The following is a 26,369-nucleotide window of genomic DNA, read 5'->3' on the forward strand; positions in this document are numbered from 1 at the left end:
GTGCGCACGGTCCTCATCGCGAGTCAGAGTGCCTGACGCCGGTTAAGAAACCCTAACGCGGCGTTCACCATGCGGTCGCGGCTCAGTCGGACGGGGCCGCTGCGGTGACGGCACCGGCCGCTCCGGCGGGCAGGGTGACCACGACCCCGGCCGGCGCGGCCGCCAGACGGTCCAGATGCCCACCGGCCCGCAGCACGTCAAAGGCCCGCTGCAGCTGGTAGTCGGTGTCCTCGTCGAAGTCTTCGCCGGGCGCTTCATAGGGCGTGTGGGCCCCCTTGCGTTCGGCCCCGATCGAGGCGTCCAGCGCCGTGGCATAGGCGGCTTCGGAATAGATGAAGCTGGAACGCGACACGATCCGCGCCTCGGCGGCCGAGCGGGCCACTTCAAGGTCGGGTTCGATGCCGATCTTCTGGATCGAGCGTCCCGACGGCGTGAAGTAGCGCGCCGTCGTGATCGACAGCGCCCCGTCCGCGCCGCCGCGCAGCGGGATCACGGTCTGGACCGATCCCTTGCCGAAGCTGGTCAGGCCGACCAGCGTGGCCCGCTCCTGGTCCTTCAGCGCCCCGGCGACGATTTCCGAGGCCGAGGCCGAGCCGTAGTTGATCAGCACCACCACCGGCAGACCGCCGGTCAGGTCGCCCGGACGGGCGGCATAGCGTTCGATCTGGTCCGGCTTGCGCCCGCGCTGGCTGACGATCTCGCCGCGCTCGAGGAAGGCGTCCGACACGTCGATGGCCGCGGTCAGCAGACCGCCGCCGTTGTTGCGCAGGTCCAGGACATAGCCCTTCAGGGCCGGATTCTCGCGTTTGAGGCGCGAAATGGTCTCGGTCAGTTCGCGCCCGGTATTTTCGTTGAAGGTGGCGATCCGCAGATAGCCGAAATCACCCTCGACCCGGCCGGTGACCGATTCCACCTTGATGACCTCGCGGGTCAACGTGACCTCGAGCGGGTCTTCGCCGTCGCGCAGGAAGGTGACGTCGACCGAGGTGCCGATGGCTCCGCGCAGCTTTTCCGACACCTGGGTCACAGTCAGGCCGGCCGCGTTCTGGCCGTTGATCGACTGGATCACATCCCCCGCCTGGACACCGGCGCGGGCAGCCGGTCCGTCATCCATCGGCGAGATGATCTTCACCAGTCCGCCCTCGGAGGTGATGGTCAGGCCGACGCCGGAATACTGGCCCTCGGTGCGCTCGCGTAGGTCGCCGTAGCCGGCGGGCGGCAAATAGTTGGAGTGGGGGTCCAGCGCCGTCATCATGCCGGCCAGGGCCGCTTCAATCAGCTTCTTGTTGTCGACCGGCACCACATAGGCCTGCTCGGTCAGGGCCAGAACGTCGCCGAACAGCTCGACCATCCGGAAGGTTTCGTTGCGCGGGGTCTGGGACACGGTCGCGGCGCTGACACCCACCAGGGTGAGAACGGCACAGCCGACGAGAAGCAATTTACGCATTCGGTCTTTATCCAGTGGGCCTGCGATGGCCCGTTCGTCACTCACAAGCGATGTCGTCGCGACCAAATCGTGGCCGTGTCGGGTTAAGGGCGATAAAATCAGCGTCATCGCCCGTTGGGAAGCGGTTTCGCCTGCCCCGGACCTGAGCCGTCCCGGTCATTGCAGCCAGGGGGCCGGATCGATTGACCGTTCGTCGCGCCTCAGACCGAAATAGACCTCGCCGTTCTCGCCGCTGCGCCCCAGGGTCTGGCCGTCGCTGACCCGGTCCCCGGTCGTCACCGACAGGTCCTCGAGCCCGGCTACTACCGCGCGCCAGCCCGGACCCAGGTCGAGGATGACCACCTGACCCCAGTCGTCCAGCGGGCCGGCATAGGCGATCCGACCGGTGGCGGGGGCCGCCACCTCGGCACTGTCGGCCCGCCAGCGCCAGCCGTCACTTCCGGCACCGAAGCGTTCGGACGGACGGCCACTGACCGGAGCGGTCAGCCGGCTCCTCCCGGCCGGCAGCCGTGCTGTGCGACTGACCGATTCGGGTTCGCCGGTCGGGACGACCCCGCCGAGACTGCGGATGCGGGCCTGCAATACACCGGCCGCGCGTTCGGCCTGCTGGGCCTCGCTGCGCAATATGGCCTGCAGGGCGCGCTTGCGGGCCGACAGGCTCTCGATCTCGGCCCGGCGGTCGCCCTGGGCACTCTCGACGGTGAACAGTCGTTCGCTGGACAAAACCGCCAGCCGCCGTACCCGGGCGATTTCGGTCTGCTGGTCGGTCAGGACCTGGACCCGGGCCCGCATCTCGGGAGCCATGGCCTTGAGCAGGATGGCGGCCCGCACCGTGTCGGTCGCACGCGACGCCGGGATCAGCAGTGGCGGCGGCGGGCGACGACTCATCATCTGCAGGGCCGACAGCAGGCGCGACTGCCGCCCCCGGACGCGCGACAGGTCGGCGGTCAGGGCGGCTTCCCGCGTGCCCAGTTCGCGCAGTCGGGTCCGCTGGGCGGCGATCTGACGGTCGTCGGTGTCGACGGTCGTCCGCAATCGGGTCAGTTGGCGGTCCAGATCGGTGATTTCGGCTGCGGCCTCGGCGGCCTCGGCGCGCAGGCGGCGGGCGCGGGCCTGTTCGTCGCGGAATTCGGCCTGCAGGCGTGGCACCTCACCGACGGGCGCGGGCTGGCTGACGGCCGGGGCGGCGACGATCAAGCCGAGGACAGTGAGGATGAGGGCGCGACGCATCAGTCGCGATGATAGGGCGAACCCGCCAGGATGGTCACGGCCCGATACAGCTGTTCGGCCAGCATGGCCCGGGCCAGGGCGTGGGGCCAGGTCTGGGGCCCGAAGGCCAGGGTCGAGGCGGCGGCGTCCAGCACGCTGCGGTCAAGGCCGTCGGCCCCGCCGATGGCGAACACCAGTCGTCGCTCGCCGCGATCGCGAAGCTCGGCGACATGGTCGGCGAAGGCGCGTGAGTGCCAGGTGCGGCCGCGTTCATCGCAGGCGATCAGATGGGAGCCCTCGGCGGCCTTGAGGATCAGCTCGGCCTCGGAGGCCTTGCCGGCCTTGCGCGGTTCCAGATCGACCAGCTCCATCGGTCCCAGACCGAGGGCGCGCCCGGCCAGACTGGCGCGGTCGGCATAGTCGGCGGCCAGAGTCGCCTCCGGCCCGCGTCCGGGCTTGCCGATCGCGAGGATGGCCAGCTTCATTCAGATGAACTCAGGTGGAGGAGACGCGGTGACCGCTGTCGACCGACCAGATCTTCTCGATGTTGTAGAAGGTCCGTACCTCGGGCCGGAACAGGTGGACGATGACGTCACCGGCATCGATCAGCACCCAGTCGCAATGCGGCATGCCCTCGATCTTGGCCTTGCCGAGCCCGAATTCCTTGACCGTGCGCTGGAGGTGGTCGGCCAGGGCACCGACGTGCCGGTGCGATCGCCCGGAGGCGACGATCATGGTGTCGGCCATCGGGCTCTTGCCCTTGAGGTCGATCAGAACAATGTCTTGGGCCTTGTCCTCGTCGAGCCTGGACAGGATTGCCTGTTCCAGGGGAGTCGAGCCGACGGGAAGGGGAGCCTGCAGACCGTCTTCGGAATGGATGGATTCGATCGGGTCCATCTCATGCGCCGCGTTCGAGGTGGCGCTGTCTTGCGCATCGTGCGCGGGCGAGGGGGTCAGCGGAGGGCTCCGGGGAGGTTCAATAAAGGGGCCTTCTAGCACGAACCGCGGCCGCCGTCACGCGGTCGGCAACTGCAGGCGTTCGGCCCGGATCGCGGTCGAGGATCGCGGGTTCAGCGGGGCCGGCAGATAGGTCCAGGCCGGGGTCGTGGCGGTTGCCAGCAGACGCGCCTGTTCGGCCGGCAGCCGAAACGCGGCGAAGCGCCGCGCCGCCGGGGCGGTGCGGCTGTTCAGCAGGCTGCCCGGACGGGCGATCACCGCCACCGGCATCAGTCGCATGATGTCGGTCCAGCCCCGCCACAGGTGGAAGGTGGCCAGGTTGTCCGATCCCATCAACCAGACAAAATGAACGCCCGGATGTCGGGCGGACAGGGCGCGCAATGTGTCGACGGTCCAGCCGGTGCGGATGCGGCTTTCGACGTCCGAGACCACCATCGCGTGGCCTGAGGCCGCCGTGGCCGCCGCGGCCCGGGCCGAGGCCATGCGCTCGGCCAGCGGGGCGGTGTCGGCGCTGTCCTTCAGGGGATTTTGCTTCGACACCATCCAGATGACGCGGTCGAGATCAAGCCGCCGCATGGCGGTTTCGGCGACGTGGGCGTGGCCGTCGTGGGCCGGGTTGAACGACCCGCCGAACAGTCCGACGCGCATGCCCGGAGCCAGGTTGAGCCCGTCTCTCAGCGCCCCCGGACGGGGACCGAAGGCCTGTGCGGCCGGACCGGCATGAAAGAAGGACAAGGCGGGCTCGCGCGGACTTATGCTCACAGATGAGCTAACACGCGCCCGCCCCCCTGTCGCGCCTCTATCTTCGTCTCCCCGTCATTGCCGGGAAGGCCGGGTTCAGGGCCGGGTCTGGCCCTTGCCGCGGATGGCATATTTGAAGCTGGTCAGCTGCTCGGCACCGACCGGGCCACGGGCGTGCAGCCGGTCGGTCGAGATGCCGATCTCGCCGCCGAAGCCGAACTCGCCGCCGTCGGCGAACTGGGTCGAGGCATTGGCCAGGATGATGCCTGCATCGGCCTCGGCCAGAAAACGTTCGATGGCCTTGTCGTCGGTGGCGATGATTGATTCCGTGTGGCCCGAGCCGAAGCGCGCCACATGGTCTAGGGCCGCGTCGATGTCATCGACGACCCGGATGGCGATGATGGCCGCCAGAAACTCGGTGCTCCAGTCCGCCTCGCTGGCGGCAATCGCATCCGGCACCAGGGCGCGGGTCGCTTCGTCGCCACGCAGCTCACAGCCGGCGGCGGTCAGGTCGGCGGCGATCAGCGGCAGCAGACTGTCGGCGACGGCCTTGTCGATCAGCAGGGTCTCGGCCGCACCGCACACCGAGACGCGGCGCATCTTGGCGTTGACGGCGATGGCGCGGGCCGTGGCCGGATCGGCGCTTTCGTGGACATAGACGTGGTTGACGCCTTCCAGATGGCCCAGCACCGATACCCGGGCGTCGGCCTTGACCCGCTCGACCAGCGAGCGTCCGCCGCGTGGGATCAACAGGTCGATCGACCCGTCCAGTCCGGTCAGGATGTGGCCGACGGCGGCGCGGTCGCGCGTGGTGACGATCTGCACCGTGTCGGGCGACAGGCCGGCTCCCTCCAGTCCTTCGACGAGGGCGGCGTGGATCGCCAGGTTGGAGCGCAGGCATTCGGACCCGCCACGCAGGATCACGGCATTGCCGGCCCGCACGGCCAGGGCGGCGGCATCGGCGGTGACGTTGGGGCGGCTCTCGTAGATGATGGCCAGCACCCCGATCGGGGTGCGGACCCGGGCGATATCGAGCCCGTTCTCGGGCGTCCAGCGCGCGGTTTCGACCCCGACGGGATCGGGAATGGCGGCGATCGATTCCAGCGCCCCGATGACCCCGTCCAGACGGGTTGCGTCCAGTGCCAGCCGGTCCATCATGGCCGTGGCCATACCCTTGGTCTTGGCGGCGTCCAGGTCGGCGGCATTGGCGGCCAGCACCTGATCGGCCCGCTTGCGCAGGGCCTTGGCCATGCCGGCGATGGCGCGGGTGCGAACCTCGGGCCCGGCCAGGGCCAGGGCGCGGGCGGCCTTGCGGGCCTTCTGCCCCATGGCGGACATTTCGGCGGCGAGGGCGTCTTCGGGCGGGGTCGGGGCGGTGGCGGCGGCGGCGATCTGTGTCATTGTCATGCCTCTAAGGTTGTCTCTTTTGCCCCGAATTCAAGGGTTGAACGCCCTGGAGAGAAATCGGTTGAGTTGGACAAAGTCCAACTCGGCTCAGATTTCTCTCCGGCTAGAATCTGGACCATTTTTTGGATTCAGGTCGGTTCGACCTGAAACAAAAATGGTCTAGCGCAGGGCCAGATCAGCCGTGTGCACGACCTCCGGTCCGGCCTCATAGCCCAGGGCGGCCTTAAGTCCTGCCGAGCGGATGCCGATGATTTTCGACAGATCGTTGGCGTCGAAACGCACCAGGCCGCGGGCGATCTCGACGCCCTTTTCGTCGAGGATTTCGACCGGGTCGCCCTTGCCGAAATCGCCGGTCGCCGACTGCACACCGACGGCCAGCAGGGACTTGCCGCGCGCCAGGGCCCGGGCGCAGCCCTTGTCGACCACCAGTTCACCGCGCGTCGCCAGCGAACCGCCGATCCACTGCTTGTAGGCCGCCTTCACCGTGGTCGAGGCGGCGATCAGCGTGCATTTGCGCCCTTCTTCCAGCGTCAGTGACCCCTTGGCCTTGGGTCGGCCTGCGGCGATCAGGGTCGCGCAACCGGCCTCGGCGGCGATGCGCGCGGCCATCAGCTTGGTCGCCATGCCGCCGGTGCCGACGCCGGCATCGGCATTGGCCCCGGTGGCCATCGCCTCGATCTCGGGCGTCAGGACATCAATATAGGGGATGTGGGTCGCATCCGGATCGACGCGCGGATCGGCGGTGTACAGGCCGTCGACGTCGGACAGCAGGATCAGCAGGTCGGCGCTGATCATCTGCGCCACCCGGGCCGCCAGCCGGTCATTGTCGCCATATTTGATCTGTTCGGTGACGACGGTGTCGTTCTCGTTGAGAATCGGCACGGCCCCCATGTCGAGCAGGGCCCCGACCGTGGCGCGGGCGTTGAGCCAGCGACGGCGGGTCTCGGTGTCGTCCCGCGTCAGCAGGATCTGGGCGGTGATGATGTCGTACGGATCGAACACCGACTCCCAGGCGTGCATCAGCATTGACTGTCCGGCGGCGGCCGAAGCCTGTTTCTTGTCGAGGCCGGCTCCGCGGGCCTTGGAGCCGAGACGGCGACGGCCGAGGGCCACGGCCCCGGACGAGACCACCATCACCTGCTTGCCTTCGGCCTTCCAGCCGGCGATGTCGGCGGCCAGACCCTTGAGACGCACCATGTCGACCGCATTGGTCTTCTTGTCGACCAGCAGGGATGAGCCGATCTTGACCACGATGCGGTCGGCGGCGGCGATGGCGGTGGCGGCCAGCGGCGGATCAGACAGGGTCAAGGGGCCCACTCCTCAGGCGCGGCGACAATGACGTCGCCCAGTGAATCGATCTCGCCGCGGGTCTTGCGAACCTCGGCCCAGGCGGCGCGCAGCAGTTCGGTGACCCCTTCGCCGGATACGCCCGAGACCAGCATGGGTCGGCGACCGGCGACGGCCTCCAGCTCATCGGCCTTCTGTTCGCGCATTTCCGGGGTCAGGGCGTCGATCTTGTTCAGCGCCAGGATCTCGTTCTTTTCGGCCAGGCCCTCGCCATAGGCGTCCAGCTCGGTGCGGATGATCTGCCAGGCCGCGGCGACATCGTCCTGGGTGCCGTCGACCAGATGGATCAGCGAGGCACTGCGCTCGACATGGCCGAGGAAGCGGGTGCCCAGACCCGCACCGTCACTGGCCCCGGCGATCAGGCCGGGGATGTCGGCGATGACGAACCGTTCGGACGGCGAAAGGTCGACCATGCCCAGATTGGGCACCAGTGTGGTGAACGGATAGTCGGCGATCTTGGGCCGGGCCTCCGAGGCGGCGGCCAGGAAGGTCGACTTGCCGGCATTGGGCAGTCCGGCCAGGCCGATGTCGGCGATCAGCTTCAGCCGCAGCCAGATCCAGCGTTCCTGGCCCTCCTGGCCCGGATTGGCGTGGCGCGGGGCCTGGTTGACCGGGCCCTTGAACCGGGTGTTGCCCCAGCCGCCGTTGCCGCCGCGCAACAGGCATTCACTCTTGCCGACCTCGTCCATGTCCAGCAGGACGGTTTCCTTGTCGTCATCCAGCACCTGGGTGCCGACCGGGACCTTGAGCACCAGGTCCTCGCCCTTGGCCCCGTGCATCTGCCGGCCCTGGCCGTGGGTGCCGGTCGGGGCCTTGAAATGCTGCTGATAGCGATAGTCGATCAGGGTGTTCAGGCCCTCGACGGCCTCGATCCAGACACTGCCGCCATTGCCACCGTCACCGCCGTCGGGACCGCCGTTGGGAATGAATTTCTCGCGCCGGAACGAGACGGAGCCCGCGCCCCCGTTGCCGGAACGAATATAGATCTTGGCCTGATCGAGAAACTTCATGCGCGGCTTATGCCGCAACTGCGAGGCAATTTACAGGCAGGTTACGGGCAGGCCGTCCGCAAGGGGGTCTCCCGCCCCGACCCGGGGCGGGAGACCGGGAGGGCCTAGCCCTGCGGCCATACCCCGAACGGGTCGGACCAGGGCATGTCCAGGGCCTCGGCCACGGCCGGATAGGTGATCTCGCCCTTCAGCACATTCAGGCCGCGCGCCAGATGCGGGTCCTTCTTCAGCGCTTCCAGCCCATGGTTGGCCAGGGCCAGGCCGAACGGCAGGGTCGCGTTGTTCAGGGCTTCCGAACTGGTGCGCGGGGCCGCGCCCGGCATGTTGGCGACGCAATAGTGGACCACGCCGTCGATGACATAGGTCGGGTCCTCGTGGGTGGTGGCCTTCGAGGTCTCGAAACAGCCGCCCTGGTCGATGGCCACGTCGACCAGCACCGAGCCGTTCTTCATCGCCTTCAGGTCTTCCCGCTTGATCAGCTTGGGGGCCGAGGCCCCCGGGACCAGCACGGCCCCGATGATCACGTCGGCCTTGACCATCTCCTCGTCGATCGCGTTGATCGAGGAATAGCGGGTGATGACGCGACCCTGGGTGACCTCGTCGATATAGGCCATGCGCGGGATCGAGCGTTCCAGCACCACCACCTCGGCCCCCAGGCCCATGGCCATGCGCGCCGCGTTCAGGCCGACGACGCCGCCGCCCAGCACCAGCACGCGGGCCGGGGCCACGCCGGGGACGCCACAGAACAGCAGGCCCATGCCGCCGTTGTGCTTCAGCAGGGTCTCGGCGGCCGAGAACACGGCGATGCGGCCGGCGACTTCGGACATGGGGGCCAGCAGCGGCAGGCCGCCCTTGGCGTCGGTCACGGTCTCATAGGCAATGGCGGCGCATTTCGAAGCCAGCAGACCCTTGGTCTGGGCCGGGTCGGGGGCGAGGTGCAGGTAGGTGAACAGGATCTGGTCCTCGCGGAGCATCTCCCACTCGACCTTCTGCGGCTCCTTGACCTTCACGATCATGTCGTTGCCGGCAAAGATCTCGGCGGCGGTGGCGACGATCTTGGCACCGGCCTTCTTGTAGTCGGCGTCGGTGAAACCGGCCCCAAGGCCCGCCCCCTGCTGGACCGAGACGGCGTGGCCGTGGGCGACGTATTCACGCACCGCGGTCGGCGTCAGGCCGATCCGGTGTTCATTGTTCTTGATCTCGGTGGGGACGCCGACGCGCATGATCGTTTCCTCTGGTTGGACACGCGCGTCCAGTGCCGGACGGTCACGTTTCAGGCGACACACTATCGTCCTATGGCGCGCAGGTTCCTGTTCTTTTTATCGCGTGAACACCGTACATTCGTGGAATCTGCGAAGGAATGCCGAAATTGAAGACTATTTCTGCCGTCACCCTGGATGACACCGACCGCCGAATGATCCGCGCCCTTCAGGAGGATGGCCGTATCACCAACACCGACTTGGCCCGTATCGTGAATCTGTCCGAGAGCGCCTGCCTGCGCCGGTTGCGGGCGCTGGAGAGCGCCGGGGTCATCAGTCGCTACGCCGCCATCATCAACGAGCGGGCGGTCGGCCTGCCGATCAGCGTCTTCGTCACCGTGACCCTGTCGTCCCAGTCGGAGGCCATGCTGACGGCGTTCGAGACCGCCGTCGCCACCGTACCGGCGGTGGTCGAATGCTATCTGATGACCGGCGGTTCGGACTATCTGCTGCGACTGGTGGTGCGCGACGTCGACGATCTGGAGCGTGTCCATTCGCGCGAGCTGACGCGCATCCCCGGCGTCACCCGGGTCTCGTCCAGCGTGGCCATGCGCACCGTGGTCAAACGTGGGGCGGTGCCCGAGTAAATCTTGTCCCGGACCCCTCGGTTGCCCATGTCGGTAGGCGGACCGCCGGGGGACAGATGGATTACCGACAAATGATCGTGTGGCTGGGGCTTGGCCTGCTGGCGGGACTGGCCGCCGCGCCCGGCCTTGCCGCGGGCGGTGCGCCGCTGCTGCCGCTGTTTCTGTCCGGTCTGTGTTTGGCCTGCGCTGCACATGAGCCGACGCGGACGCGGGTCATGAAGTGGATTATGGAGGCCGTGTCGGGTCACGTTGCGCGCACGATGGTCATCGTGGCGGGGGCGACGCTGCTGATCCAGGTCCTGCCGCTGGAACTGGCCCTGCTGATGGCGGGCGACGTTCTGGCCTATGTCGAGGTTCTGGCTGCGGTCAGTCTGATCGCGGCCAATACGCGGCTCGCCCCGATACGGGCGCGGGCCGTTCAGCGAATCCAGGCGATCAGGACCGGACTGCTTTCCCGGCGGGCCGGCATCGGTCGTTCGATCCGGGCCGTGCGCCGTCCCCGTCGCAAGCCGCCCCGGTCCGACGATGCCGAAGGCCGAGCGGTCTGGGCCTTTGCTTGACCGCCCCGCCCGTCAGTCTCCGATGGTGGTCAGGTCCCGGCCGCGGGTCTCGGGCAGCCAGATCCAGGCCACGACCACGGCGATGGCCGTGAAGACGATGGAATACCACAGGCCGAAATAGATATTCCCCGACCAGGCCACCAGGGCGAAACTGGCCGCCGGCAGCAGGCCGCCGACCCATCCGGTGCCGATATTGTAGGGCAGGCTCATCGCCGTATAGCGCACCCGGGTCGGGAACAGTTCGACCAGGGCCGCCGCCTGCGGCCCGTACAGGGCGGTCGCGGCGATCATGAAGATCATCAATATCCCGAACACCAGCGGCAGGTTCATCCGCTCCCGATCCGCCTTTTCGGGATAGCCGGCGGCAACCAGGGCGGCATGGACGCGACCCTCGACATCGGTGCGGGCCGCCGTCAGGGCCGCCTTGTCCAGACCGGTTCCGTCGACCGAGGCGATCGTGACGTCGCCGATGCGCACGACTGACAGGCTGCCGGCGGGGGCGTCGGCATTGTCATAGGAGATGCCCGCATTGGCCAGCACCCCCTTGGCCATGTCGCACGACGAGGCGAAGGCGGTCTTGCCGATCGGGTCGAACTGCACCGCACAGGTGGCGGGGTCGGCGACCACGGTCACCGGCGCGCTGATCTGGGCCTCGGCCAGGGCCGGGTTGGCGGCGCGGGTCAGGGCGTGGAAACCGGGGAAGAAGGCGACCAGAGCCAGGATCATGCCGAACAGCATCACCGGCTTGCGCCCCACCCTGTCCGACAGCCAGCCGAAGAAGACATACAGGCCGGCCGAGGCCACGGTGATGGCCAGCACCAGTTGGTCGACGAGAGCGACATCGACCCGCAGCACCCGCTCCATGAAAAACCGGGTGTAGAAATAGCCGCAGTACCAGACAGCCCCCTGGGCCACCATGATGCCGAACAGGGCGATCAGCACGAAGCGGCCGTTCTTCCACGTCATGAAGGCTTCACGATACGGGGCCCGGCGCGCGCCGCCCTCGGCCTCCATCTGCACATAGGCCGGGCTCTCGTTCAGCTTCAACCGGATCCACAGCGACACGCCCAGCAGCAGAGCCGAGATCACGAACGGAATGCGCCAGCCCCAGTCGTCGAAAGCCTCTGTGCCGACGATGGCCCGGGTCACCAGAATGACGACCAGCGCCCCGATCAGGCCGAAGGCGGCGGTGGTCTGGATCCAGCCGGTCAGGGCACCGCGCCGCTTCCGCGGTGCGTGTTCGGCGACATAGATGGCGGCTCCGCCATATTCCCCACCCAGGGCGAAGCCCTGCAGCACCCGCATCAACAGCAGTAGGATCGGCGCGGCGATACCGATGCTGGCATAACCGGGCAGAAGACCGATCGCCACGGTCGCCACGCCCATCAGGGTGATGGTGACGAGAAAGGTGGTCTTGCGCCCGGTCTTGTCGCCGAACCAGCCGAACACGAGCGCGCCGAGCGGCCGCACGACAAAGCCGACCCCGAAGGTCAGCAGGGCCAGGATGTAGCCGGTGGCCTCGCCGACGTCGGCGTAAAAATGCCGGGCGATGACGGTGGCCAGCGAACCGAAGATAAAGAAGTCATACCACTCGAAGGCGGTGCCGGCGGCCGAGGCCACCACCACCGTGCGCAGGTTCGGCGCGGTTTTACCGGCCGTCGCGGTTCCGTCTGTGGTCATCAATCGTCCCCCCGGAGTGTCGTTTCGACGGCATCGTCTGGCGGATGCCTGTGCGACGGATGCTAACCCTCCGTCCCGCCGGCGCAAGAGCCGGAACGCCGGTCGGCGGCAGGACGTAGAAAACCCCGCCGGCAGGGGGACCGGCGGGGCTCTCTTGAACCGGTCGCGTCGTCAGGGACGATGCGTGACCGGGCAGTTGTTGGGCTGGCGAAGCGTCCCTAGCAGGAACGGCCTTCGGCACAGTTTTCGACGGCGGTACCGGCAGCCTGGGCATCTTCACCGACCCCGGCAATCGTGTTGCAGGCGGCGGTGGTCATGGCGGCGGCGGCGGCGAAAAGAATGAAAAGCTTGCGCATAAAATGACTCCTGAAAGACCCACTGGCCTCTTGCCGGAAATCAACGCCGTGACGGGCGCGGGGTTCCCAGGTCGGACGGATCGACCGGCGTGACGGCCTCGGGGGTGGCAAACACCATCCGGGCAATGGAGCCGCCGGTAGGGGAGGGCACGATTTCTGCGGTGCCGCGCAGCTGTTTGGCAAAGGCCCCCATCAGGGTGCGTCCCACGCCGGCCTGCCGGGTTTCGTCGACGCCGGGGCCGTCGTCCTCGACCTCGAGCACACTGGAGTCGCCCCGGACGTGGAAGCGGACCTTGAGGTCGCCGCCGCGCCCGGCGAAGGCGTGTTTCTGGGCGTTGGTCACCGCCTCGACCAGCCACAGGGCCAGAGGTGCCAGTTTGTCCGGATCCACGACCAGGGAGTCGGCCTCGACCGAACTGGTGATCACCGGGCCGTGCCCGGTTCCGCTGGCCACAAGCTGGCCGACGAGGTCGTTCAGGAAGATACGGGCGTCAGCGTAGCGCAGATCGTCGCTCTGGTAGAGGGTGCGATAGATCAGGGCCAGGGCAGAGATCCGCTGGCGGGTATCGCCCACCGCCGCCCGGGCGGGGCCGTCGGTCAGGGCCCGCTGCTGCATCGACAGCAGGGACGAAATGATCTGCAGGTTGTTCTTCACCCGGTGATGGATCTCGCGCATCAGCGCGTCCTTCTCCGACAGGGAGTCGGTCAGGGCCTTGTCGCGGGCGATGATGGTCTCGGCCAGGGTATCGAGGGTCGAGGCCAGCAGGCGGATTTCCGACGGCGCGTTGACCGCCTGCAGGGGACGCACCGAGAACCGGCCTCGTGCATAGATGGCCGCCACCCGCTCCAGATAATCCAGCCAGCGGATGATGATCCGTTCGGACACCAGCATCACTGCGGCGAAGGCGGTCAGCCAGGCGGCCAGCGGCAGGATCAGCACACCGACCGGATTGAGTCGGGCCCAGGACAGCAGGCCAGGCGCGGGGGCCGACAGGACGACGTAGACGTCCCGTCCCGCCAGGGCCGCCCCGGCATAGTCCCGGTTCCGTCCCTGCAGGTCGTCGCCCGCGAACACCGCTGAGGATCCGTCACGGGCGCGTTTGACCCAGCCCTGCAGCGACTCGCCCCCGCCGAGGGCGAAGGCCCCGGTGTCGGTCGCGGTCAGGATATTGCCCTCGCCGTCGGTCAGGGCCGCCTCTGACCCCTCGGGCAGGGCGCGGTCGGCGGTGTCCGGCTGCAGGCTCGACAACGGGATCATGGCGATCATGGCACCGTCGAACGTGCCCATGGGCCGCTCCAGCCGAATGGCGACGATCAGATTCGGCTCGGCGGTTGTCGATCCCGGGGCCCGGGCCAGCACCATGGACTCGCCGGCACGCAGCCGCTTGAACCAGTCGCTGTTGCGCACCGCGGCACCCCGATCGGCATTGGGGGTGGCGGCGCGCGAGGCGCACACCTGCTGACCGGTCGCACTGATCCGGGCCAGTCCATCGAGGCTCTCGAGCCGGTCGACGAGAACCGTCAGGCGGGGTTCGCAGAAGAATTGCAGGGATTCCGGACGCAACGCCTGGAGCAGAACGGCGGTGCTGTCGAGGCGCGACTTGGCACCGGCCGCGCTGCGTTCGGCTGCCAGCTGCAGGTCCGAGCGTCGCGCCTCGGCCTGGTCGCGGAAATCGGACTGGGCCTGGAATACGCCGAGCAGCAGGATTGGCAGCAGGGCCAGCGCCATGGCCATGCCGATGCGGAAACGGATGCCCTGGAACGGTCGGGCCGAGGCTCCCTGGCCTAGCGAGCGCCCCAGCCTGACCATCGCCTAGCCTTGCCGGGCGCCGCTCAGGCGATCAGCATCCGCCAGGATGGAGCGCATGGCATCGCCGGCGGACCGTCCGTCACGGGCGTAGCCGCCGCGCTCCAGGGTCGCCTGCAGGGCCTTGCGGGCCCGGCTGACCCGGCTCTTCACCGTGCCGACCGCGCACTGGCAGATCGCGGCGGCTTCTTCGTAGGCGAAGCCGCCGGCCCCGACGAGAATCAGCGCCTCGCGCTGCTCCTCCGGCAGGGTGGCCAAGGCCAGGCGCAACTCGTCGAGCGCCACCGGGGCCTCGGGGTCGTCGACGGCGACCAGCGTGCGTTCGGCGGCCTCCTGGTCAAGCTGGGACTGGCGCCAGGAACGGCGCTTCTCGGAATAGAACTGATTGCGCAGGATCATGAAGGTCCAGGCCTTCATGTTCGTGCCCATCTGATAGCTGGCGCGCGCGTCCCAGGCCTTCATCATGGCGTCCTGGGCCAGGTCGTCGGCCGCGGTCGGATCACCGGCCAGCGTGCGGGCGAAAGCGCGCAGGTGCGGGATCAGCGAGACGAGTTCCCGTTTGAAGGCAGGATCGTCGGCCGAGGGCGGTTTGGGGGGGGCGGACATCGGGCCGGATCCGCTCATGCGCCGCTACCGCCCGACGATTTCTCGTCAGCGCGCCGCAGGATATCGAGGAATTCGTCGGGCACAGGTTCATTCACGACCTCGTCAAACATGTGCCGCAGCTTGACGCCGATCGCCTGCTGGCGAAGACGTGCCTCCTCCAGCCCCGCCTCGCCTTGCGTTGAAGGCGGGTTGCGCCGGGAAGGATTGGAATTTTCATTCATCGAATAAACGGCCGCCACCCAGACATGTATTTGCTTCCAGGATGCCGACAACGCCAGCCCTGCCAAGGAGTTCCTAGATGGATGTATATTAATGCTCAAGCTTCTGAGCGAAGTTGGGAACCGTTGCCGATTGGATACGTTGCAATCAACTGTCGCGCTTTGGAAATGCCGAAGCGCCTCAACACTGTCGGGGATTACGAATGAGCCTACTGGCCAGACTGGCACCGCATCTGCCCTACGTTCGCCGCTACGCGCGCGCACTTACCGGCGACCAGACCACCGGCGACAACTATGTCCGGGTGGCGCTGGAGGCGCTCGCGGCCGGTGAGCGACAGCTGCCGCCAGAGATGTCGCCCCGGGTCGCCCTGTACCATGTGTTCCATGCCATCTGGGTCTCGACCGGAGCCCGGCTGGAGGACGGCAGTGGCATGGACAATGGCGACGACGCGTCGCAGCGGCTGATGCGGATCGCACCGCGCTCGCGTCAGGCCTTCCTGCTCACGGCCCTTGAAGGCTTCACGCCCTCCGAGGCGGCCCAGGTCCTCGGCTCCGACGCGCATGACGTCGAGCGTCTGATCAGCGACGCCCAGGCCGAGATCGACGCCGAACTGGCCACTGACGTCCTGATCATCGAGGACGAGGCCATCATCTCTGCCGACATTGAAAGCCTAGTCACCGAACTGGGCCATCGGGTCACCGGCATCGCCACCACTCATGATGAGGCCGTCGACGCCGTCGCCCGTCATCGTCCGGGTCTGGTTCTCGCCGATATCCAGCTGGCCGACGGTTCGTCCGGCATCGATGCGGTCAAGGACATCCTGAAGCGGGTCGATGTGCCGGTGATTTTCATCACCGCCTTCCCCGAGCGTCTGCTGACCGGCGAACGCCCCGAGCCGACCTTCCTGATTACCAAGCCGTTCCAGCCGGAAACCGTCAAGGCGGCGATCAGCCAGGCCCTGTTCTTCCATCCGTCGCGCCAGGCTGCGGACGCCTGACCGGGACCGGCGCTCATCGGGGCAGAATTTACGCCTGTCGCGGGAACTTTCGCGCTGGCCGAACATTGAAATCGTGCGGAGACGGCGACGCCCCCCAAACTTGGGGCCGGCGGAAGCCGGCCTCCCGTCTCCGCACCTCATTCTTGATGATGCCAACTGGGCGAACCCGACAGGGTTCGTCCTTTTTCTTTGCTGGATTGCCGATCGGGTGGTCGTCGGCCCTCGACATGGGTGCCGCCTTCGCCACAATGCAGCCTGCTGAACATATCGCCTCGTGAGCGAACAGGGAGAACTGTGATGACGCAGGTGAACCGTCAGTGGGTCCTCCGCCAGCGGCCCAAGGGTCTGGTCAAGGCCGGGGATCTGGAACTGGTCGAGAGCCCGATTCCGGACCTGAAGGAAAACGAGGTGCTGGTCCGCACCATCTATCTGTCGCTCGATCCGACCAACCGCACCTGGATGAACGACGCCGAGGGTTATCTGCCGGCGGTCGGTATCGGCGACGTGATGCGCGGCCTGACCCTGGGCGTGGTCGAACAGAGCCGGTCAAACCGGTTCCGGCTGGGTGACATCGTCTCGCCGGTCTCGGGCGGCTGGGCCGACTATGCCGCCGTGCACGAACAGGGCCTGCGCCAGGTCCACCGCGCCGCCGGCCTGCCCCTGACCGCCAATCTTTCGGTCATCGGCATGACCGGCATGACCGCCTATTTCGGCGTCACCGACGTGCTCAAGGCCAAGGCCGGTGAGACCCTGGTGATTTCGGCAGCAGCCGGAGCGGTCGGCTCCATCGCCGGCCAGATCGCCAAATTGCGCGGGGCCCGGGTCATCGGCATCGCCGGTGGCTCGGACAAATGCCGCTGGCTGACCGAAGAGCTCGGCTTCGACGCGGCCATCGATTACAAGAACGAGGACGTCGGCGAGGCGCTGGATCGCCTCGCGCCCGACGGCATAGATCTCAATTTCGAGAACGTCGGCGGCGATATCATGATCGCGGTCTGGAACCGGCTGAAGCCCCATGCACGCATGGCTGTCTGCGGCCTGATCTCGGCCTACAACGCCACCAAGATGCCCCCCTCACCGAATTTCTCGCGTATCATCACCCATCGTCTCAATGTCCAGGGCTTCCTGGTCCTCGACTATGCGCCGCGCGCCCGGGAAATGGTCGCCGAGATGGGGCCATGGCTGGTCGACGGCGCGATCAAATGGAAGGTCCACGTCGACGACGGGCTGGAAGGAGCGGTCGATTCGCTGAACCGGCTGTTCACCGGCGATCACGACGGCAAGCTGCTGGTCCGGGTTTCCGAAGAACCGGCCAGCTAAACGGAGACAGGCTGATGAGCGATCCGCTGCACATCCATTATGAGGACATGGCCGTCGGCGAGGTCGTGCCGCTTGGAGCCTGTGCAGTGGATCAGGGGGCGATGGACCTGTTCGTCGAGCGTTTCGCACCGGGCTGGGACACCGCCTACGGTGCGCCCGACGCGATGGTTTATGCGCTGTGGAGCCGGTTGGCGGCCGACAAGTCCGCCGGCTGGGCCCAGAGCAAGGTGCTGGCCGTCGACGGCCTGCGTTTCATGCGCAATCCGCCCTCGGGTGAACTGATGCGCGGCCGGATGACCGTCATGGGCAAGGACCCGGTCGGCGACGACAAGGGCATCGTCATCGCCCAGCACGATCTGCTGGACGAGGCGGGCCGGCTGGTCTTTTCCTGTTTGACGCGGGCCCTGTTTGCCCGCCGCTAGGACGAAATCTTTGAGGCGGCGGGTCGCAGAAAAACGCCCCGCCCGGCGAACCGGACGGGGCGTCTGTCATTTTGGCTGTAACGCCGGCTCCGGATCAGGTCCGGGCACCGGCGGCACGGTCTCAGGCGTTGGCGGCAGCCGGCGTCTTGGCCGCGCGCTGGAAGGTCATGGCGATCAGACGATCCCAGCCCAGCAGCGACACCAGGTGGGCATAGATCTGGCCCAGGGCACCGTTGTCGCGCAGTTCGGCCAGCTTCTTGGCCGGGAGGGTCTTCAGCTTCTCTTCCGAGACAGCGTAGTAGTCGGCCAGCTTCTGCGGCTCGCCGGCTGTGCCGTCGGCGTTGCGGGGTGTGAAAACCGCGTCGCGCGTTTCCAGTAGATCCAGGTCCTTGAGCAGGGTGACGAACGCTTCGGTCCGCAACCGCTCCTGTTCGAAATTGTTGCAGAACTCCATCGCCTGCTGCGTGTAGGCGCTCGGCTTGCCGTCCTCGAACAGCTTGGCGGCCCCGCCCTCCTTGACGAATTCAGCGGCGCGATCGATGCACAGGATCATGCGCTTCTGTGCGTCGTCATTGGCGAAGACGAACGGATAGCGACGAACGTAGCCCGGGATATAGGCCTCGGCGCGGAACTCGCCGTTCGGCTCGATGAACAGGTTCTCGGTCGGGCGCAGGCCCATGACCGCGACGGGCTGGCGCGTTTCGCCGACGAAGATCACCGGATAGGACAGGGCGGCCGGCGCGAACTCGGTCACGGTCAGCGGCACGACATGGCTCTTGGCCACGAAGGCATAGGGGTGGTCGACCGGGTCGACGCCCAGCGTGCCGTGATGTTCGGCCGAGAGCGGCTCGGGCTTCTCATAGAACAGGACGCTACCGGCCAGCCCTTCTTCAGAGGTATTTGCAGTTGTGTCAGTCATTGACGCGATCAGGCCCCGGAATTGAAAGAAGGACGGGTTCTAACCCAGACATGCCCGGGCGGCAAACGGGGTCTCCCCGGTGGCGAGCATCGTGGTAAATACCCGCCCGTAAAAGGGTTCTGGCCGCGCGCTCAATCTAAAAACGGTAGGTGAGTCCAACCCGCAAATTGCGGCCGGGCAACGGGGCGATGTCCTTGAGGAATGAGGCGTGCTCGCGAGCCTCGACATTGGTCACGTTGTGCAGCTCGCCGAAGAGCGTGAGGTTGTGGTCGGCGAACGGATGCAGCGCCCCGGACAGATTGACCATCGTATAGCTGCTGGTCCGCAGTTCAAACGCCGGAACCCGCGCCTGCTCGCCGACATGGCGCACTTCCAGGGCCGCATCGATGATCTGCGACGACCAGGCCAGTCGGGTACCGGCAGACCACGGCGGGATGCGGGCGGCCGGACCGAAGTCAGTCTGGGCCCGCACCATGTCCGCCGTGCCGGACAGGGTCAGGCTGCGGTCGCCGTCGACCCAGAGATCATAGCTGGCCTCGGCCTCGAAGCCGCGGAAATCGGCATTGGTCTGGACATAGTTGAAGATGGGCAGGCCGGAATCGACGTCATCGATCCCGGTCGGGCGCAGGTCGATGAAGCCGTCATAGCGGGCCGCATAGACGTGCAGGTCGGCGGTCAGCCGGCCGGAGGCGAAATGCATCGTCCCCTCGATCGAGGTGGCGACCTCGCTGTCGAACGTCGGGTCGCCATGCTCGTAGGCGGCCGTGGCGATGTGGGCCCCGTCGGCGAACAGTTCCACCTCGCTCGGCGCGCGGGCGTTGCGAGCGATGGTCAGGCCCAGGAACAGCGGCTGCGACGGGCGCACAAACAGGCCGGCCGAGGCCGAGACATTGTCGAACGACCGGTCGATGGTGGGGCTTTCGACCCGACGGCTGTCGAAGCGGATACCGCCCTCGACGCCGAAGGCGTCCCGGTCGAGGCGTTGCACGGTATAGAGGCCGTGTTCGCGGGTCGTCGTGCGGGGCACATAGGCCTCGGTTCCGACGGAGTCGAAGTCACGGTCCAGGACCTGCACCCCGACCACGCCCTGCCAGCCGTCGCGGGCGCGCTGGATCAGTTCCAGCCGACCTTCATAACCGCTGGAATAGAAGAGCGTACCGGGATCCGGACCCTCGAACTCGGTGTGGGTATAGTCGGCATAGGCCGCGCCCAGCCGGACCTTGTCGAACCAGCCGGTATCCAGCGTGTGTTCGCCGCGCACGTCATAGCGGGTTTGTTCCAGCTGGATCGTCACGTCGGGCTCGGCGACGGTGCCGTAGGTCGAACGGGTCGTCTTCACCGAACCGCCGAAATAGCCGCCGTCGCCGATCCACGACAGGCCGGCCCCGGCCTGATCGATTTCGGCGGCACTGTTGGCGACGGTCGACGGCCCGCTGCGCGGCACGCTCAGCGCATCGGACAGGCGCTGCGACATGGCCGGGCCGGCGATCCCGTAGTCGTCGCTCTGACGGCTGTAGCCGTCGATGGTGAAGACCATGGGGCCGAGGTTGGCCTTCAGGCTGGCACCGCCACCGCGCCCGTTGTCGATGCTCGATACCTGGGTCGAGACGTGGCCATCGAAACCGTCCTCGGCCCGGGTCGTGGGCACACGTTCGTCGATGATGTTGACCACCCCGCCGATGGCTGAACCGCCGAACACCAGGGTCGACGGACCGCGCACGATCTCGATGCGACTGGCCTCGGCCGGGTCGACCGCGACCTGGTGGTCCGGCGATACCGAACTGGCGTCGATCAGGCCCAGGCCGTTGGTCAGTACCTGGACCCGCGGACCGGACAGGCCCCGGATCACCGGCCGGCTGGCCCCGGGAGCGAAGCTGGAGCTGCGCACGCCCGGCTGGCCGTTGACCAGATCGCCCAGCGTCGCGGCCGGGGCCACCGCCAGCTGTTCCGCGCCCAGAACCTCGACCGCCAGCAGGCTGGCGCGGTCGGTGACCCCGAATGGCGTGCCGGTGATGATCACGTCCTCCAGCCTGACCGTGTCCTGCGGGGTCTCCGGTGCCGCGACCGGCGGCGTCTGCGCCAGGGCGGTGCCACACAGGGCAGCCCAGCCGGTGGCAGTCAGCAGCAGAATCCGGGGGGAACAGGTCATACGCATGGAGACTCTCGGGGAGGGAACGTCTCCTGTTATGAGATAACATCACAATAGGTCAAGGTCCGGACATTGCGGGATCGGGTCCGACCGACTAGCTGTGAGCCATGGGTGACGCCTGCCAACATGATCATGCCGTCAGTGGGCCGGGACCCACGGCCGTAAGCGCGGCCGTGGCCCGGGCGACGACACGCTGCCAGGCCGATGGCGAACGGATGACGGCCCCGCGCCGCCGGGTGCTGGAACTGCTGCTGGCCGCGGGCGAACCAATGAAGGCCTATGATCTGATCGCCGGCTATGGCGAGGACGGCCAGGCTGCCAAGCCGCCCACTGTCTATCGCGCCCTGGAATTCCTGGAACGGCGCGGCCTGGCGCACCGCATCGCCTCGATCAGCGCCTACGTGGCCTGCAGCGGTGGCGATCAGGTCCATGCCGCCGCCTTCCTGATCTGCGACTGCTGCGGCGCAACCGAGGAGGTCACGCCCGGTGCCGCTGACGGCCTGACCCGCGCCGCCGCCGCCGCGGGCTACCGGATCGAGCGCACCACCATCGAGGCCCACGGCCGCTGCCCGGGCTGCAGCGCCACGGCCTGACGCCCGAGCTGACGGCGGGGGAACTGGCGCGGCGAGCGGCGAAGGCTTAACTGCAAGGGATGGATGCCATTCGTCTTTCCCCGCCTCGTCGTCTCAGCCTGCCGCTGGCCAAAAGCCGGGGCGCGGGCCGGATGGCGGTGCTGGATTTCGGAGACGTCAACCGGCCGGTCGACCTGGTCTTCGTCCATGCCAACGGCTTCAACGCCCTGACCTATCGCAGCCTGCTGGCCCCGCTGTCGGGATCCCTGCGCCTGTGGGCCCCGGACTTGCGCGGGCATGGCGGTACCACCCTGCCGGCCGAGCCGCACGGTCGCCGCAGCTGGGCCGATCATCGCGACGATCTGATCGCCCTGCTTGATGCCATCGACGGGCCACCGGTGGTGCTGGCCGGACATTCCATGGGGGCCACCAGCGCCCTGCTGGCCGCGGCCGAACGCCCGGACCGGGTCTCGCGGCTGGTCCTGTTCGACCCGGTTATTCTCGACCGGTGGGCAGTGGCCGCCTTTCAACTGCCACTGCTGGGCAGACTGGCCTCGCGGATTCCGATGGTGAAGTCCGCCCGTCGCCGTCGCGCCGTATTCGACAGCCGCGAACAGGCCATGGCCGCCTATACGGGCCGGGGGGCCTTCAAGGGCTGGCCCGAGATGATGCTGGCCGACTATCTGGTCCACGGTCTGGTCGAGACCGACGCCGGCTTCACCCTGGCCTGTACTCCGGAATGGGAGGCCTCCAACTACGGGGCCCAGAGCCACAACCCTTGGCGGGCCCTGCGACAATATGACCAGCCGGTCCGGATTATCCGGGGTGAGATCGGCACGACGTGCCGGATGCCGGCAAGACCCGGCGGTTTACCCCACGTCGTGGTCGAAACTTTAGCCGGTGCGACCCATTTCCTGCCGATGCTTCGACCGGACGTCGCTCGCGACGCCCTGTTTGAGGCCGCCGTCTAGGCTGGTGTCGGTCGGCACCTGGGGCTAAACCGCCTCCAAGCACGAACGCAACGCTTCCAGGGAAACGCTCATCATGCGCGATATCAACCACTTCATCGACGGTGCCGCCTTTACCGGTACCTCCGGTCGCTTCGGCGATGTGTTCAATCCGAACACCGGTGAGGTGCAGGCGCGGGTGCAGCTGGCCACGGTCGCCGAGATGGATCGGGCGGTCCAGTCCGCCCAGGCCGCCTTCGAGGGCTGGTCCGCGACCAATCCCCAGCGCCGCGCCCGGGTGATGTTCGAGTTCAAACGGCTGGTCGAGGCCAATATGCAGGAGCTGGCGGAACTGCTGTCCAGCGAGCACGGCAAGGTCGTCGCCGACTCCAAGGGCGATGTGCAGCGTGGCCTCGAGGTCATCGAATTCGCCTGCGGCATCCCGCACGTCCTGAAGGGCGAGTACACCCACGGGGCCGGCCCCGGCATCGACGTCTATTCGATGCGCCAGCCGCTCGGCGTGGTCGCCGGCATCACCCCGTTCAACTTCCCGGCCATGATCCCGATGTGGATGTTCGGCGTGGCTATCGCCGTCGGCAACACCTTCATCCTCAAGCCGTCCGAACGCGATCCGTCCCTGCCGGTGCGTCTGGCCGAGCTGATGATGGAGGCGGGGGCCCCCAAGGGCGTGCTCAACGTCGTGCACGGCGACAAGGTGGCGGTCGACGCCATCCTGACCCACGAACTGGTCCACGCCGTCAGCTTCGTCGGCTCGTCCGACATCGCCCACTATGTCTACCAGACCGGTGCCGCCAACCATAAGCGGGTCCAGGCCATGGGCGGGGCCAAGAACCACGGCATCGTCCTGCCCGACGCCGACATGGACCAGGTCATCAAGGACCTGTCCGGGGCCGCCTACGGCTCGGCCGGCGAGCGCTGTATGGCCCTGCCGGTGGTGGTGCCGGTCGGCAAGAAGACCGCCGACGAACTGCGCGAGCGTATGGTCGCCGAGATCCCGACCATGCGCGTCGGTGTCTCGACCGACGAGGGGGCGCACTACGGCCCGGTGGTCTCGTCCCAGCACCGCGATCGGATCGCCAACTGGATTGCCACCGGCGTCAAGGAAGGGGCTGAACTGGTCGTCGACGGCCGCGATTTCAGCCTGCAGGGCCACGAGAAGGGCTTCTTCATCGGCCCGTCGCTGTTCGACCATGTCACCCCCGACATGAGCGCCTACAAGGAAGAGATCTTCGGCCCGGTGCTGCAGATCGTCCGTGCCGCCAGCTTCGAGGAGGCGCTCGCCCTGCCGTCCAAGCACCAGTATGGCAATGGCGTCGCCATCTTCACCCAGAACGGCCGCGCCGCCCGCGACTTCGCCAGCCGCGTCAACGTCGGCATGGTCGGCATCAACGTCCCGATCCCGGTCCCGGTCGCCTATCACACCTTCGGCGGCTGGAAGCGCTCGGCCTTCGGCGATACCAACCAGCACGGCATGGAAGGGGTGAAATTCTGGACCAAGGTCAAGACGGTCACCGCCCGCTGGCCCGACAGCGAGCTGGAGCACGCGGATTCCAGCTTCGTCATCCCGACCATGGGGTGACAGCCATGCGGCCGGTCCGGCCTCCGGGGGCGCAATCCCCCGGGGTTCGGAGCCGGCCCATTCGGTGCTAAGGATGGGCGGGCCTGAACCGTGAAGCTGGAGTGCTCCCCGTATGCGTCGCTTTTTTATCTGGTCGGCGCTTGCCGCCCTGATCGGCCTGCTCCTCGCCGGCGGTGGCTACTGGGCCTACTGGAACTACTATGCCCGCTTCCAGCCGGTGGTGATCGCCACCCATCAGGCCGAGATCCAGCGCCTGCTGGATGAGGCGTCCTGGCTGACCGGCGGCGGCGGCGGCGAACCCCTCTACATCATCGGCTATCGCGACTCGGCCGCCATGCAGCGCTATGAGCGCGACGAGGTGGCCAAGCTGCGCGCCGCCGGGATCGAGGCGCGGATCATCGTCTTTGCCCGCAATGATCGCGAGGGCCTGGCCCAGTCCACGGCCGCCGAACGCGCCACTGTGGCCGAGCTGTGGCTGACCCGGGACTGGTCCCTGTATCAACGCTGGACCGCCACCCCGACCAGCGCCTGGAGCGCCGCGGGCATTCCGGCCGCCGACGGCAATCTGGCGCGCGCGGCGGTGGTCGAGGCCGGTCGGTCCTTCGTCTCCCGGCTGACGGATGCGCTGAAGTCGGAAGGTCTGGGCACCGGCTATCCGGTGATCGTCTGGCGCGACCGCGAGGGCTTCATGAAGGCCTGCGCCTGCAATGACAGCCGCTCCTGGGCCTTTATTCGCGACGACCTCAATGCGCCCGACCGGGTCGCTGCCCCCGGGTCTGACGCGCCCACACCGGTGACGCCGGGTGTCGCGCCCGAGAGCCTGCCCTATCCGACCCTGCCGCCGCTGGATCCGGCCGGGAGCGAGACCCCGGCGGCCACCACGCCGACCCCGGCCGCCCCGGTCAGTCCGCCGACCCCGCGGGCACCGCCCCAGGCCACCAAACAGGACGACACCACCTTTTTCTGACCAGCCTCAGAGCACCCGCTTGCAGACGGCGATCAGCCGTTCGACGTCGTCGAGGTCCTGATAGAGGCCGAAGCCGAAGCGCAGGGTGTCGTCGCGCACATCGGTGACCACATTGGCCTCCAGCAACCGCGCCCGCCACGCCGGGGCGTCGGGGTGGCGGAAGGCCAGGAACCGGGCTCGACTGATGTCATTGTTCAGGGGATTGATCGCCTCGGCTTCGGACAGGCCTCCGGCCTCCCCGGCGATCACGGCGGCCGCGAACCGCTGCATCAGGCCGCGAGCGTGGTCGGCGATCATCGCCGTGGTCAGCCCCTGTGCGTCCAGCATCCGGCGCACGCCGTTGAAGCGGTACAGGGGGGTGGAGTCGAAGGTCGCGCCCCAGAAGCGTCCGGCGTCGGCGCGATACTGCACCCCGTCCGGCGGCCCCATAAGATTGCCGAACTCGGCGAACCAGCCGGTGCTGACCGGCCGTTCGCAATAGCCGTCCGGCGCGTGCAGGATGCCCGCCCCCTCGCCCGACATCGCGTATTTGTAGCCGCCGGTGACATAGAAGACCCGGTCCGCCACCGCCGACAGGTCGGTCGGGGTGGCCATGAAACCGTGATAGCCGTCGACCACCACCCAGGGCCCGGCCGGGTCGGCCAGCGCGGCCAGATCGGCGATACCGCCGAACACCTGTCCGGTCTTGAAGAACACCTGGCTGATCACGATCAGGTCGAATTCGCCGGTCCCTGCAGCCGTCACGAAACGTGCGTCGAAGGTGTCGAACGGGGCCAGCGGGATCCGGGTCACCTCGGCCTCACCGGCCTCCTGCCAGCGGTCGGCCTGACGCCGGAAGGCGTGGAATTCACCATCGGTGGTCAGCACCCGCACCGGCTTTCGCGCGATCCCGGAGAACAGCCGCAACAGGAAGTCGTGGGTGTTGGTGGCAAAGACGACCGTGTCCGGCGACGGCAGGTTCAGCTCGGCCGCCACATGGCGCTGGGCCTCGGGCACGACCTCACCGAAGATCGTGTCCCATTTGCGATCCGCGTGCTGGTTGGCTTCCAGCCACGCCTGGATATGGCCGTCAAACGAGGCATCCGGCCACAGGTGATGACTGTGGGCCGCGAAATGCAGGCGCTCGGGGTCCAGCGACAGCGCGCGGGAGAACAGGGGCTTGTGCGACATGCTCCGGATGTCGCACGGGTCCGCCCGCTGCGCCAGTGGCCGCCTTGCCGGACGGGTCACTTGCCTTGCCTTATGGTTAACGCTGACCTAACACTGGTTGATCAGTTCCGGCGG

The 26,369-nt window shown here is 67.6% G+C and carries 26 protein-coding genes; 9 read left to right on the forward strand and 17 right to left on the reverse strand.

Annotation, left to right across the window (positions count from 1 at the left end):
• Positions 1 to 82 precede the first annotated feature (82 nt).
• The 9 genes from AAC067_RS12305 to ald all read right to left on the reverse strand — a co-directional run bounded on the left by AAC067_RS12305 (position 83) and on the right by ald (position 9,341).
• Complete coding sequence (locus AAC067_RS12305) at positions 83 to 1,447, reverse strand: S41 family peptidase (protein WP_339932929.1); 1,365 nt, start codon at positions 1,445 to 1,447, stop codon at positions 83 to 85.
• A gap of 156 nt (positions 1,448 to 1,603) precedes the next feature.
• The gene (locus AAC067_RS12310; protein ID WP_339932931.1) at positions 1,604 to 2,677 is read right to left on the reverse strand and encodes a peptidoglycan DD-metalloendopeptidase family protein; all 1,074 of its coding nucleotides are present in this window, start codon (positions 2,675 to 2,677) and stop codon (positions 1,604 to 1,606) included.
• On the reverse strand, positions 2,677 to 3,141 hold the full coding sequence (gene rlmH, locus AAC067_RS12315) for a 23S rRNA (pseudouridine(1915)-N(3))-methyltransferase RlmH (protein ID WP_339932933.1): 465 nt from the start codon (positions 3,139 to 3,141) through the stop codon (positions 2,677 to 2,679). The genes AAC067_RS12310 and rlmH overlap by 1 nt, the downstream gene beginning before the upstream one ends.
• A gap of 10 nt (positions 3,142 to 3,151) precedes the next feature.
• Entirely contained in the window at positions 3,152 to 3,553 is a 402-nt protein-coding gene (gene rsfS, locus AAC067_RS12320) for a ribosome silencing factor (RefSeq protein ID WP_339932935.1), read from the reverse strand.
• Between the two features lie 117 nt (positions 3,554 to 3,670).
• Positions 3,671 to 4,348, reverse strand: a complete 678-nt coding sequence (locus tag AAC067_RS12325) for a nicotinate-nucleotide adenylyltransferase (RefSeq protein ID WP_339932937.1) — start codon at positions 4,346 to 4,348, stop codon at positions 3,671 to 3,673.
• Positions 4,349 to 4,450: 102 nt separating this feature from the next.
• Positions 4,451 to 5,755, reverse strand: a complete 1,305-nt coding sequence (locus tag AAC067_RS12330) for a glutamate-5-semialdehyde dehydrogenase (RefSeq protein ID WP_339932939.1) — start codon at positions 5,753 to 5,755, stop codon at positions 4,451 to 4,453.
• A 165-nt stretch (positions 5,756 to 5,920) separates the two neighbouring features.
• Positions 5,921 to 7,048 carry a glutamate 5-kinase gene (gene proB, locus AAC067_RS12335; RefSeq protein ID WP_339933199.1) on the reverse strand — a complete coding sequence of 376 codons (1,128 nt, stop codon included), beginning with the start codon at positions 7,046 to 7,048 and terminating at the stop codon, positions 5,921 to 5,923.
• A 17-nt stretch (positions 7,049 to 7,065) separates the two neighbouring features.
• A complete protein-coding gene (obgE, locus tag AAC067_RS12340) occupies positions 7,066 to 8,118 on the reverse strand; it encodes a GTPase ObgE (protein ID WP_339932941.1) in 1,053 nt (350 codons plus the stop codon).
• A 104-nt stretch (positions 8,119 to 8,222) separates the two neighbouring features.
• Positions 8,223 to 9,341 carry an alanine dehydrogenase gene (ald, locus tag AAC067_RS12345; protein ID WP_339932943.1) on the reverse strand — a complete coding sequence of 373 codons (1,119 nt, stop codon included), beginning with the start codon at positions 9,339 to 9,341 and terminating at the stop codon, positions 8,223 to 8,225.
• A 146-nt stretch (positions 9,342 to 9,487) separates the two neighbouring features.
• Here ald and AAC067_RS12350 point away from each other — a divergent pair, with 146 nt between their 5' ends.
• Both AAC067_RS12350 and AAC067_RS12355 read left to right on the forward strand, forming a co-directional pair.
• On the forward strand, positions 9,488 to 9,964 hold the full coding sequence (locus AAC067_RS12350; RefSeq protein ID WP_339932945.1) for an Lrp/AsnC family transcriptional regulator: 477 nt from the start codon (positions 9,488 to 9,490) through the stop codon (positions 9,962 to 9,964).
• Between the two features lie 71 nt (positions 9,965 to 10,035).
• Positions 10,036 to 10,524, forward strand: coding sequence for a hypothetical protein (locus AAC067_RS12355; protein WP_339932947.1), 489 nt, complete (start codon positions 10,036 to 10,038; stop codon positions 10,522 to 10,524).
• A gap of 12 nt (positions 10,525 to 10,536) precedes the next feature.
• Here AAC067_RS12355 and AAC067_RS12360 read toward each other — a convergent pair whose 3' ends face one another.
• The 5 genes from AAC067_RS12360 to AAC067_RS12380 all read right to left on the reverse strand — a co-directional run bounded on the left by AAC067_RS12360 (position 10,537) and on the right by AAC067_RS12380 (position 15,194).
• Complete coding sequence (locus tag AAC067_RS12360) at positions 10,537 to 12,204, reverse strand: MFS transporter (protein ID WP_339932949.1); 1,668 nt, start codon at positions 12,202 to 12,204, stop codon at positions 10,537 to 10,539.
• Between the two features lie 218 nt (positions 12,205 to 12,422).
• Positions 12,423 to 12,560 carry an entericidin EcnA/B family protein gene (locus AAC067_RS12365; RefSeq protein WP_300445021.1) on the reverse strand — a complete coding sequence of 46 codons (138 nt, stop codon included), beginning with the start codon at positions 12,558 to 12,560 and terminating at the stop codon, positions 12,423 to 12,425.
• A gap of 40 nt (positions 12,561 to 12,600) precedes the next feature.
• Complete coding sequence (locus AAC067_RS12370; protein ID WP_339932953.1) at positions 12,601 to 14,370, reverse strand: sensor histidine kinase; 1,770 nt, start codon at positions 14,368 to 14,370, stop codon at positions 12,601 to 12,603.
• 3 nt (positions 14,371 to 14,373) lie between these two features.
• Positions 14,374 to 14,973, reverse strand: a complete 600-nt coding sequence (locus AAC067_RS12375; RefSeq protein ID WP_339932955.1) for a sigma-70 family RNA polymerase sigma factor — start codon at positions 14,971 to 14,973, stop codon at positions 14,374 to 14,376.
• 14 nt (positions 14,974 to 14,987) lie between these two features.
• The gene (locus AAC067_RS12380; RefSeq protein WP_339933201.1) at positions 14,988 to 15,194 is read right to left on the reverse strand and encodes a NepR family anti-sigma factor; all 207 of its coding nucleotides are present in this window, start codon (positions 15,192 to 15,194) and stop codon (positions 14,988 to 14,990) included.
• 200 nt (positions 15,195 to 15,394) lie between these two features.
• On the opposite strand from AAC067_RS12380, the gene AAC067_RS12385 reads away from it, so the two are divergent.
• From AAC067_RS12385 to AAC067_RS12395, 3 genes are all read left to right on the forward strand, one after another.
• On the forward strand, positions 15,395 to 16,189 hold the full coding sequence (locus tag AAC067_RS12385) for a response regulator (RefSeq protein ID WP_339932957.1): 795 nt from the start codon (positions 15,395 to 15,397) through the stop codon (positions 16,187 to 16,189).
• A 297-nt stretch (positions 16,190 to 16,486) separates the two neighbouring features.
• Positions 16,487 to 17,509 carry an NADP-dependent oxidoreductase gene (locus tag AAC067_RS12390; protein WP_339932959.1) on the forward strand — a complete coding sequence of 341 codons (1,023 nt, stop codon included), beginning with the start codon at positions 16,487 to 16,489 and terminating at the stop codon, positions 17,507 to 17,509.
• 14 nt (positions 17,510 to 17,523) lie between these two features.
• On the forward strand, positions 17,524 to 17,931 hold the full coding sequence (locus AAC067_RS12395) for an acyl dehydratase (RefSeq protein WP_339932961.1): 408 nt from the start codon (positions 17,524 to 17,526) through the stop codon (positions 17,929 to 17,931).
• A gap of 121 nt (positions 17,932 to 18,052) precedes the next feature.
• Here the strand turns inward: AAC067_RS12395 and AAC067_RS12400 are convergent, their stop codons facing one another.
• Entirely contained in the window at positions 18,053 to 18,850 is a 798-nt protein-coding gene (locus AAC067_RS12400; RefSeq protein ID WP_339932963.1) for a SapC family protein, read from the reverse strand.
• 136 nt (positions 18,851 to 18,986) lie between these two features.
• Entirely contained in the window at positions 18,987 to 20,999 is a 2,013-nt protein-coding gene (locus AAC067_RS12405; RefSeq protein WP_339932965.1) for a TonB-dependent receptor, read from the reverse strand.
• A 107-nt stretch (positions 21,000 to 21,106) separates the two neighbouring features.
• Here AAC067_RS12405 and AAC067_RS12410 point away from each other — a divergent pair, with 107 nt between their 5' ends.
• The 4 genes from AAC067_RS12410 (at position 21,107) to AAC067_RS12425 (ending at position 25,085) form a co-directional block, all read left to right on the forward strand.
• The gene (locus tag AAC067_RS12410; protein ID WP_339932967.1) at positions 21,107 to 21,592 is read left to right on the forward strand and encodes a Fur family transcriptional regulator; all 486 of its coding nucleotides are present in this window, start codon (positions 21,107 to 21,109) and stop codon (positions 21,590 to 21,592) included.
• Between the two features lie 59 nt (positions 21,593 to 21,651).
• A complete protein-coding gene (locus AAC067_RS12415) occupies positions 21,652 to 22,542 on the forward strand; it encodes an alpha/beta hydrolase (protein WP_339932969.1) in 891 nt (296 codons plus the stop codon).
• Positions 22,543 to 22,615: 73 nt separating this feature from the next.
• Positions 22,616 to 24,118 (forward strand): CoA-acylating methylmalonate-semialdehyde dehydrogenase, encoded by a 1,503-nt coding sequence (locus AAC067_RS12420; protein ID WP_339932971.1) that lies wholly within the window; start codon positions 22,616 to 22,618, stop codon positions 24,116 to 24,118.
• 112 nt (positions 24,119 to 24,230) lie between these two features.
• Entirely contained in the window at positions 24,231 to 25,085 is an 855-nt protein-coding gene (locus AAC067_RS12425) for a hypothetical protein (protein WP_339932973.1), read from the forward strand.
• 6 nt (positions 25,086 to 25,091) lie between these two features.
• Here AAC067_RS12425 and AAC067_RS12430 read toward each other — a convergent pair whose 3' ends face one another.
• On the reverse strand, positions 25,092 to 26,255 hold the full coding sequence (locus AAC067_RS12430; RefSeq protein WP_339932975.1) for an aminotransferase class V-fold PLP-dependent enzyme: 1,164 nt from the start codon (positions 26,253 to 26,255) through the stop codon (positions 25,092 to 25,094).
• Positions 26,256 to 26,369 lie beyond the last annotated feature (114 nt).

Source organism: uncultured Brevundimonas sp., assembly GCF_963977465.1.
Classification (GTDB): Bacteria; Pseudomonadota; Alphaproteobacteria; order Caulobacterales; family Caulobacteraceae; genus Brevundimonas.

Excerpts from the sequence above, each read along its gene's own strand:
- ald (WP_339932943.1), bottom strand. The coding sequence starts at position 9,341 with ATGCGCGTCGGCGTCCCCACCGAGATCAAGAACAATGAACACCGGATC.
- AAC067_RS12380 (WP_339933201.1), bottom strand. The coding sequence starts at position 15,194 with ATGAATGAAAATTCCAATCCTTCCCGGCGCAACCCGCCTTCAACGCAA.
- AAC067_RS12355 (WP_339932947.1), top strand. The coding sequence starts at position 10,036 with ATGATCGTGTGGCTGGGGCTTGGCCTGCTGGCGGGACTGGCCGCCGCG.
- AAC067_RS12385 (WP_339932957.1), top strand. The coding sequence starts at position 15,395 with ATGAGCCTACTGGCCAGACTGGCACCGCATCTGCCCTACGTTCGCCGC.
- AAC067_RS12360 (WP_339932949.1), bottom strand. The coding sequence starts at position 12,204 with ATGACCACAGACGGAACCGCGACGGCCGGTAAAACCGCGCCGAACCTG.
- rsfS (WP_339932935.1), bottom strand. The coding sequence starts at position 3,553 with ATGGACCCGATCGAATCCATCCATTCCGAAGACGGTCTGCAGGCTCCC.
- AAC067_RS12405 (WP_339932965.1), bottom strand. The coding sequence starts at position 20,999 with ATGACCTGTTCCCCCCGGATTCTGCTGCTGACTGCCACCGGCTGGGCT.
- obgE (WP_339932941.1), bottom strand. The coding sequence starts at position 8,118 with ATGAAGTTTCTCGATCAGGCCAAGATCTATATTCGTTCCGGCAACGGG.
- AAC067_RS12365 (WP_300445021.1), bottom strand. The coding sequence starts at position 12,560 with ATGCGCAAGCTTTTCATTCTTTTCGCCGCCGCCGCCGCCATGACCACC.
- AAC067_RS12400 (WP_339932963.1), bottom strand. The coding sequence starts at position 18,850 with ATGACTGACACAACTGCAAATACCTCTGAAGAAGGGCTGGCCGGTAGC.
- AAC067_RS12410 (WP_339932967.1), top strand. The coding sequence starts at position 21,107 with ATGGGTGACGCCTGCCAACATGATCATGCCGTCAGTGGGCCGGGACCC.
- AAC067_RS12310 (WP_339932931.1), bottom strand. The coding sequence starts at position 2,677 with ATGCGTCGCGCCCTCATCCTCACTGTCCTCGGCTTGATCGTCGCCGCC.
- AAC067_RS12330 (WP_339932939.1), bottom strand. The coding sequence starts at position 5,755 with ATGACACAGATCGCCGCCGCCGCCACCGCCCCGACCCCGCCCGAAGAC.
- AAC067_RS12375 (WP_339932955.1), bottom strand. The coding sequence starts at position 14,973 with ATGTCCGCCCCCCCCAAACCGCCCTCGGCCGACGATCCTGCCTTCAAA.
- AAC067_RS12425 (WP_339932973.1), top strand. The coding sequence starts at position 24,231 with ATGCGTCGCTTTTTTATCTGGTCGGCGCTTGCCGCCCTGATCGGCCTG.
- AAC067_RS12415 (WP_339932969.1), top strand. The coding sequence starts at position 21,652 with ATGGATGCCATTCGTCTTTCCCCGCCTCGTCGTCTCAGCCTGCCGCTG.
- AAC067_RS12370 (WP_339932953.1), bottom strand. The coding sequence starts at position 14,370 with ATGGTCAGGCTGGGGCGCTCGCTAGGCCAGGGAGCCTCGGCCCGACCG.
- AAC067_RS12395 (WP_339932961.1), top strand. The coding sequence starts at position 17,524 with ATGAGCGATCCGCTGCACATCCATTATGAGGACATGGCCGTCGGCGAG.
- rlmH (WP_339932933.1), bottom strand. The coding sequence starts at position 3,141 with ATGAAGCTGGCCATCCTCGCGATCGGCAAGCCCGGACGCGGGCCGGAG.
- AAC067_RS12305 (WP_339932929.1), bottom strand. The coding sequence starts at position 1,447 with ATGCGTAAATTGCTTCTCGTCGGCTGTGCCGTTCTCACCCTGGTGGGT.
- AAC067_RS12430 (WP_339932975.1), bottom strand. The coding sequence starts at position 26,255 with ATGTCGCACAAGCCCCTGTTCTCCCGCGCGCTGTCGCTGGACCCCGAG.
- AAC067_RS12390 (WP_339932959.1), top strand. The coding sequence starts at position 16,487 with ATGACGCAGGTGAACCGTCAGTGGGTCCTCCGCCAGCGGCCCAAGGGT.
- AAC067_RS12420 (WP_339932971.1), top strand. The coding sequence starts at position 22,616 with ATGCGCGATATCAACCACTTCATCGACGGTGCCGCCTTTACCGGTACC.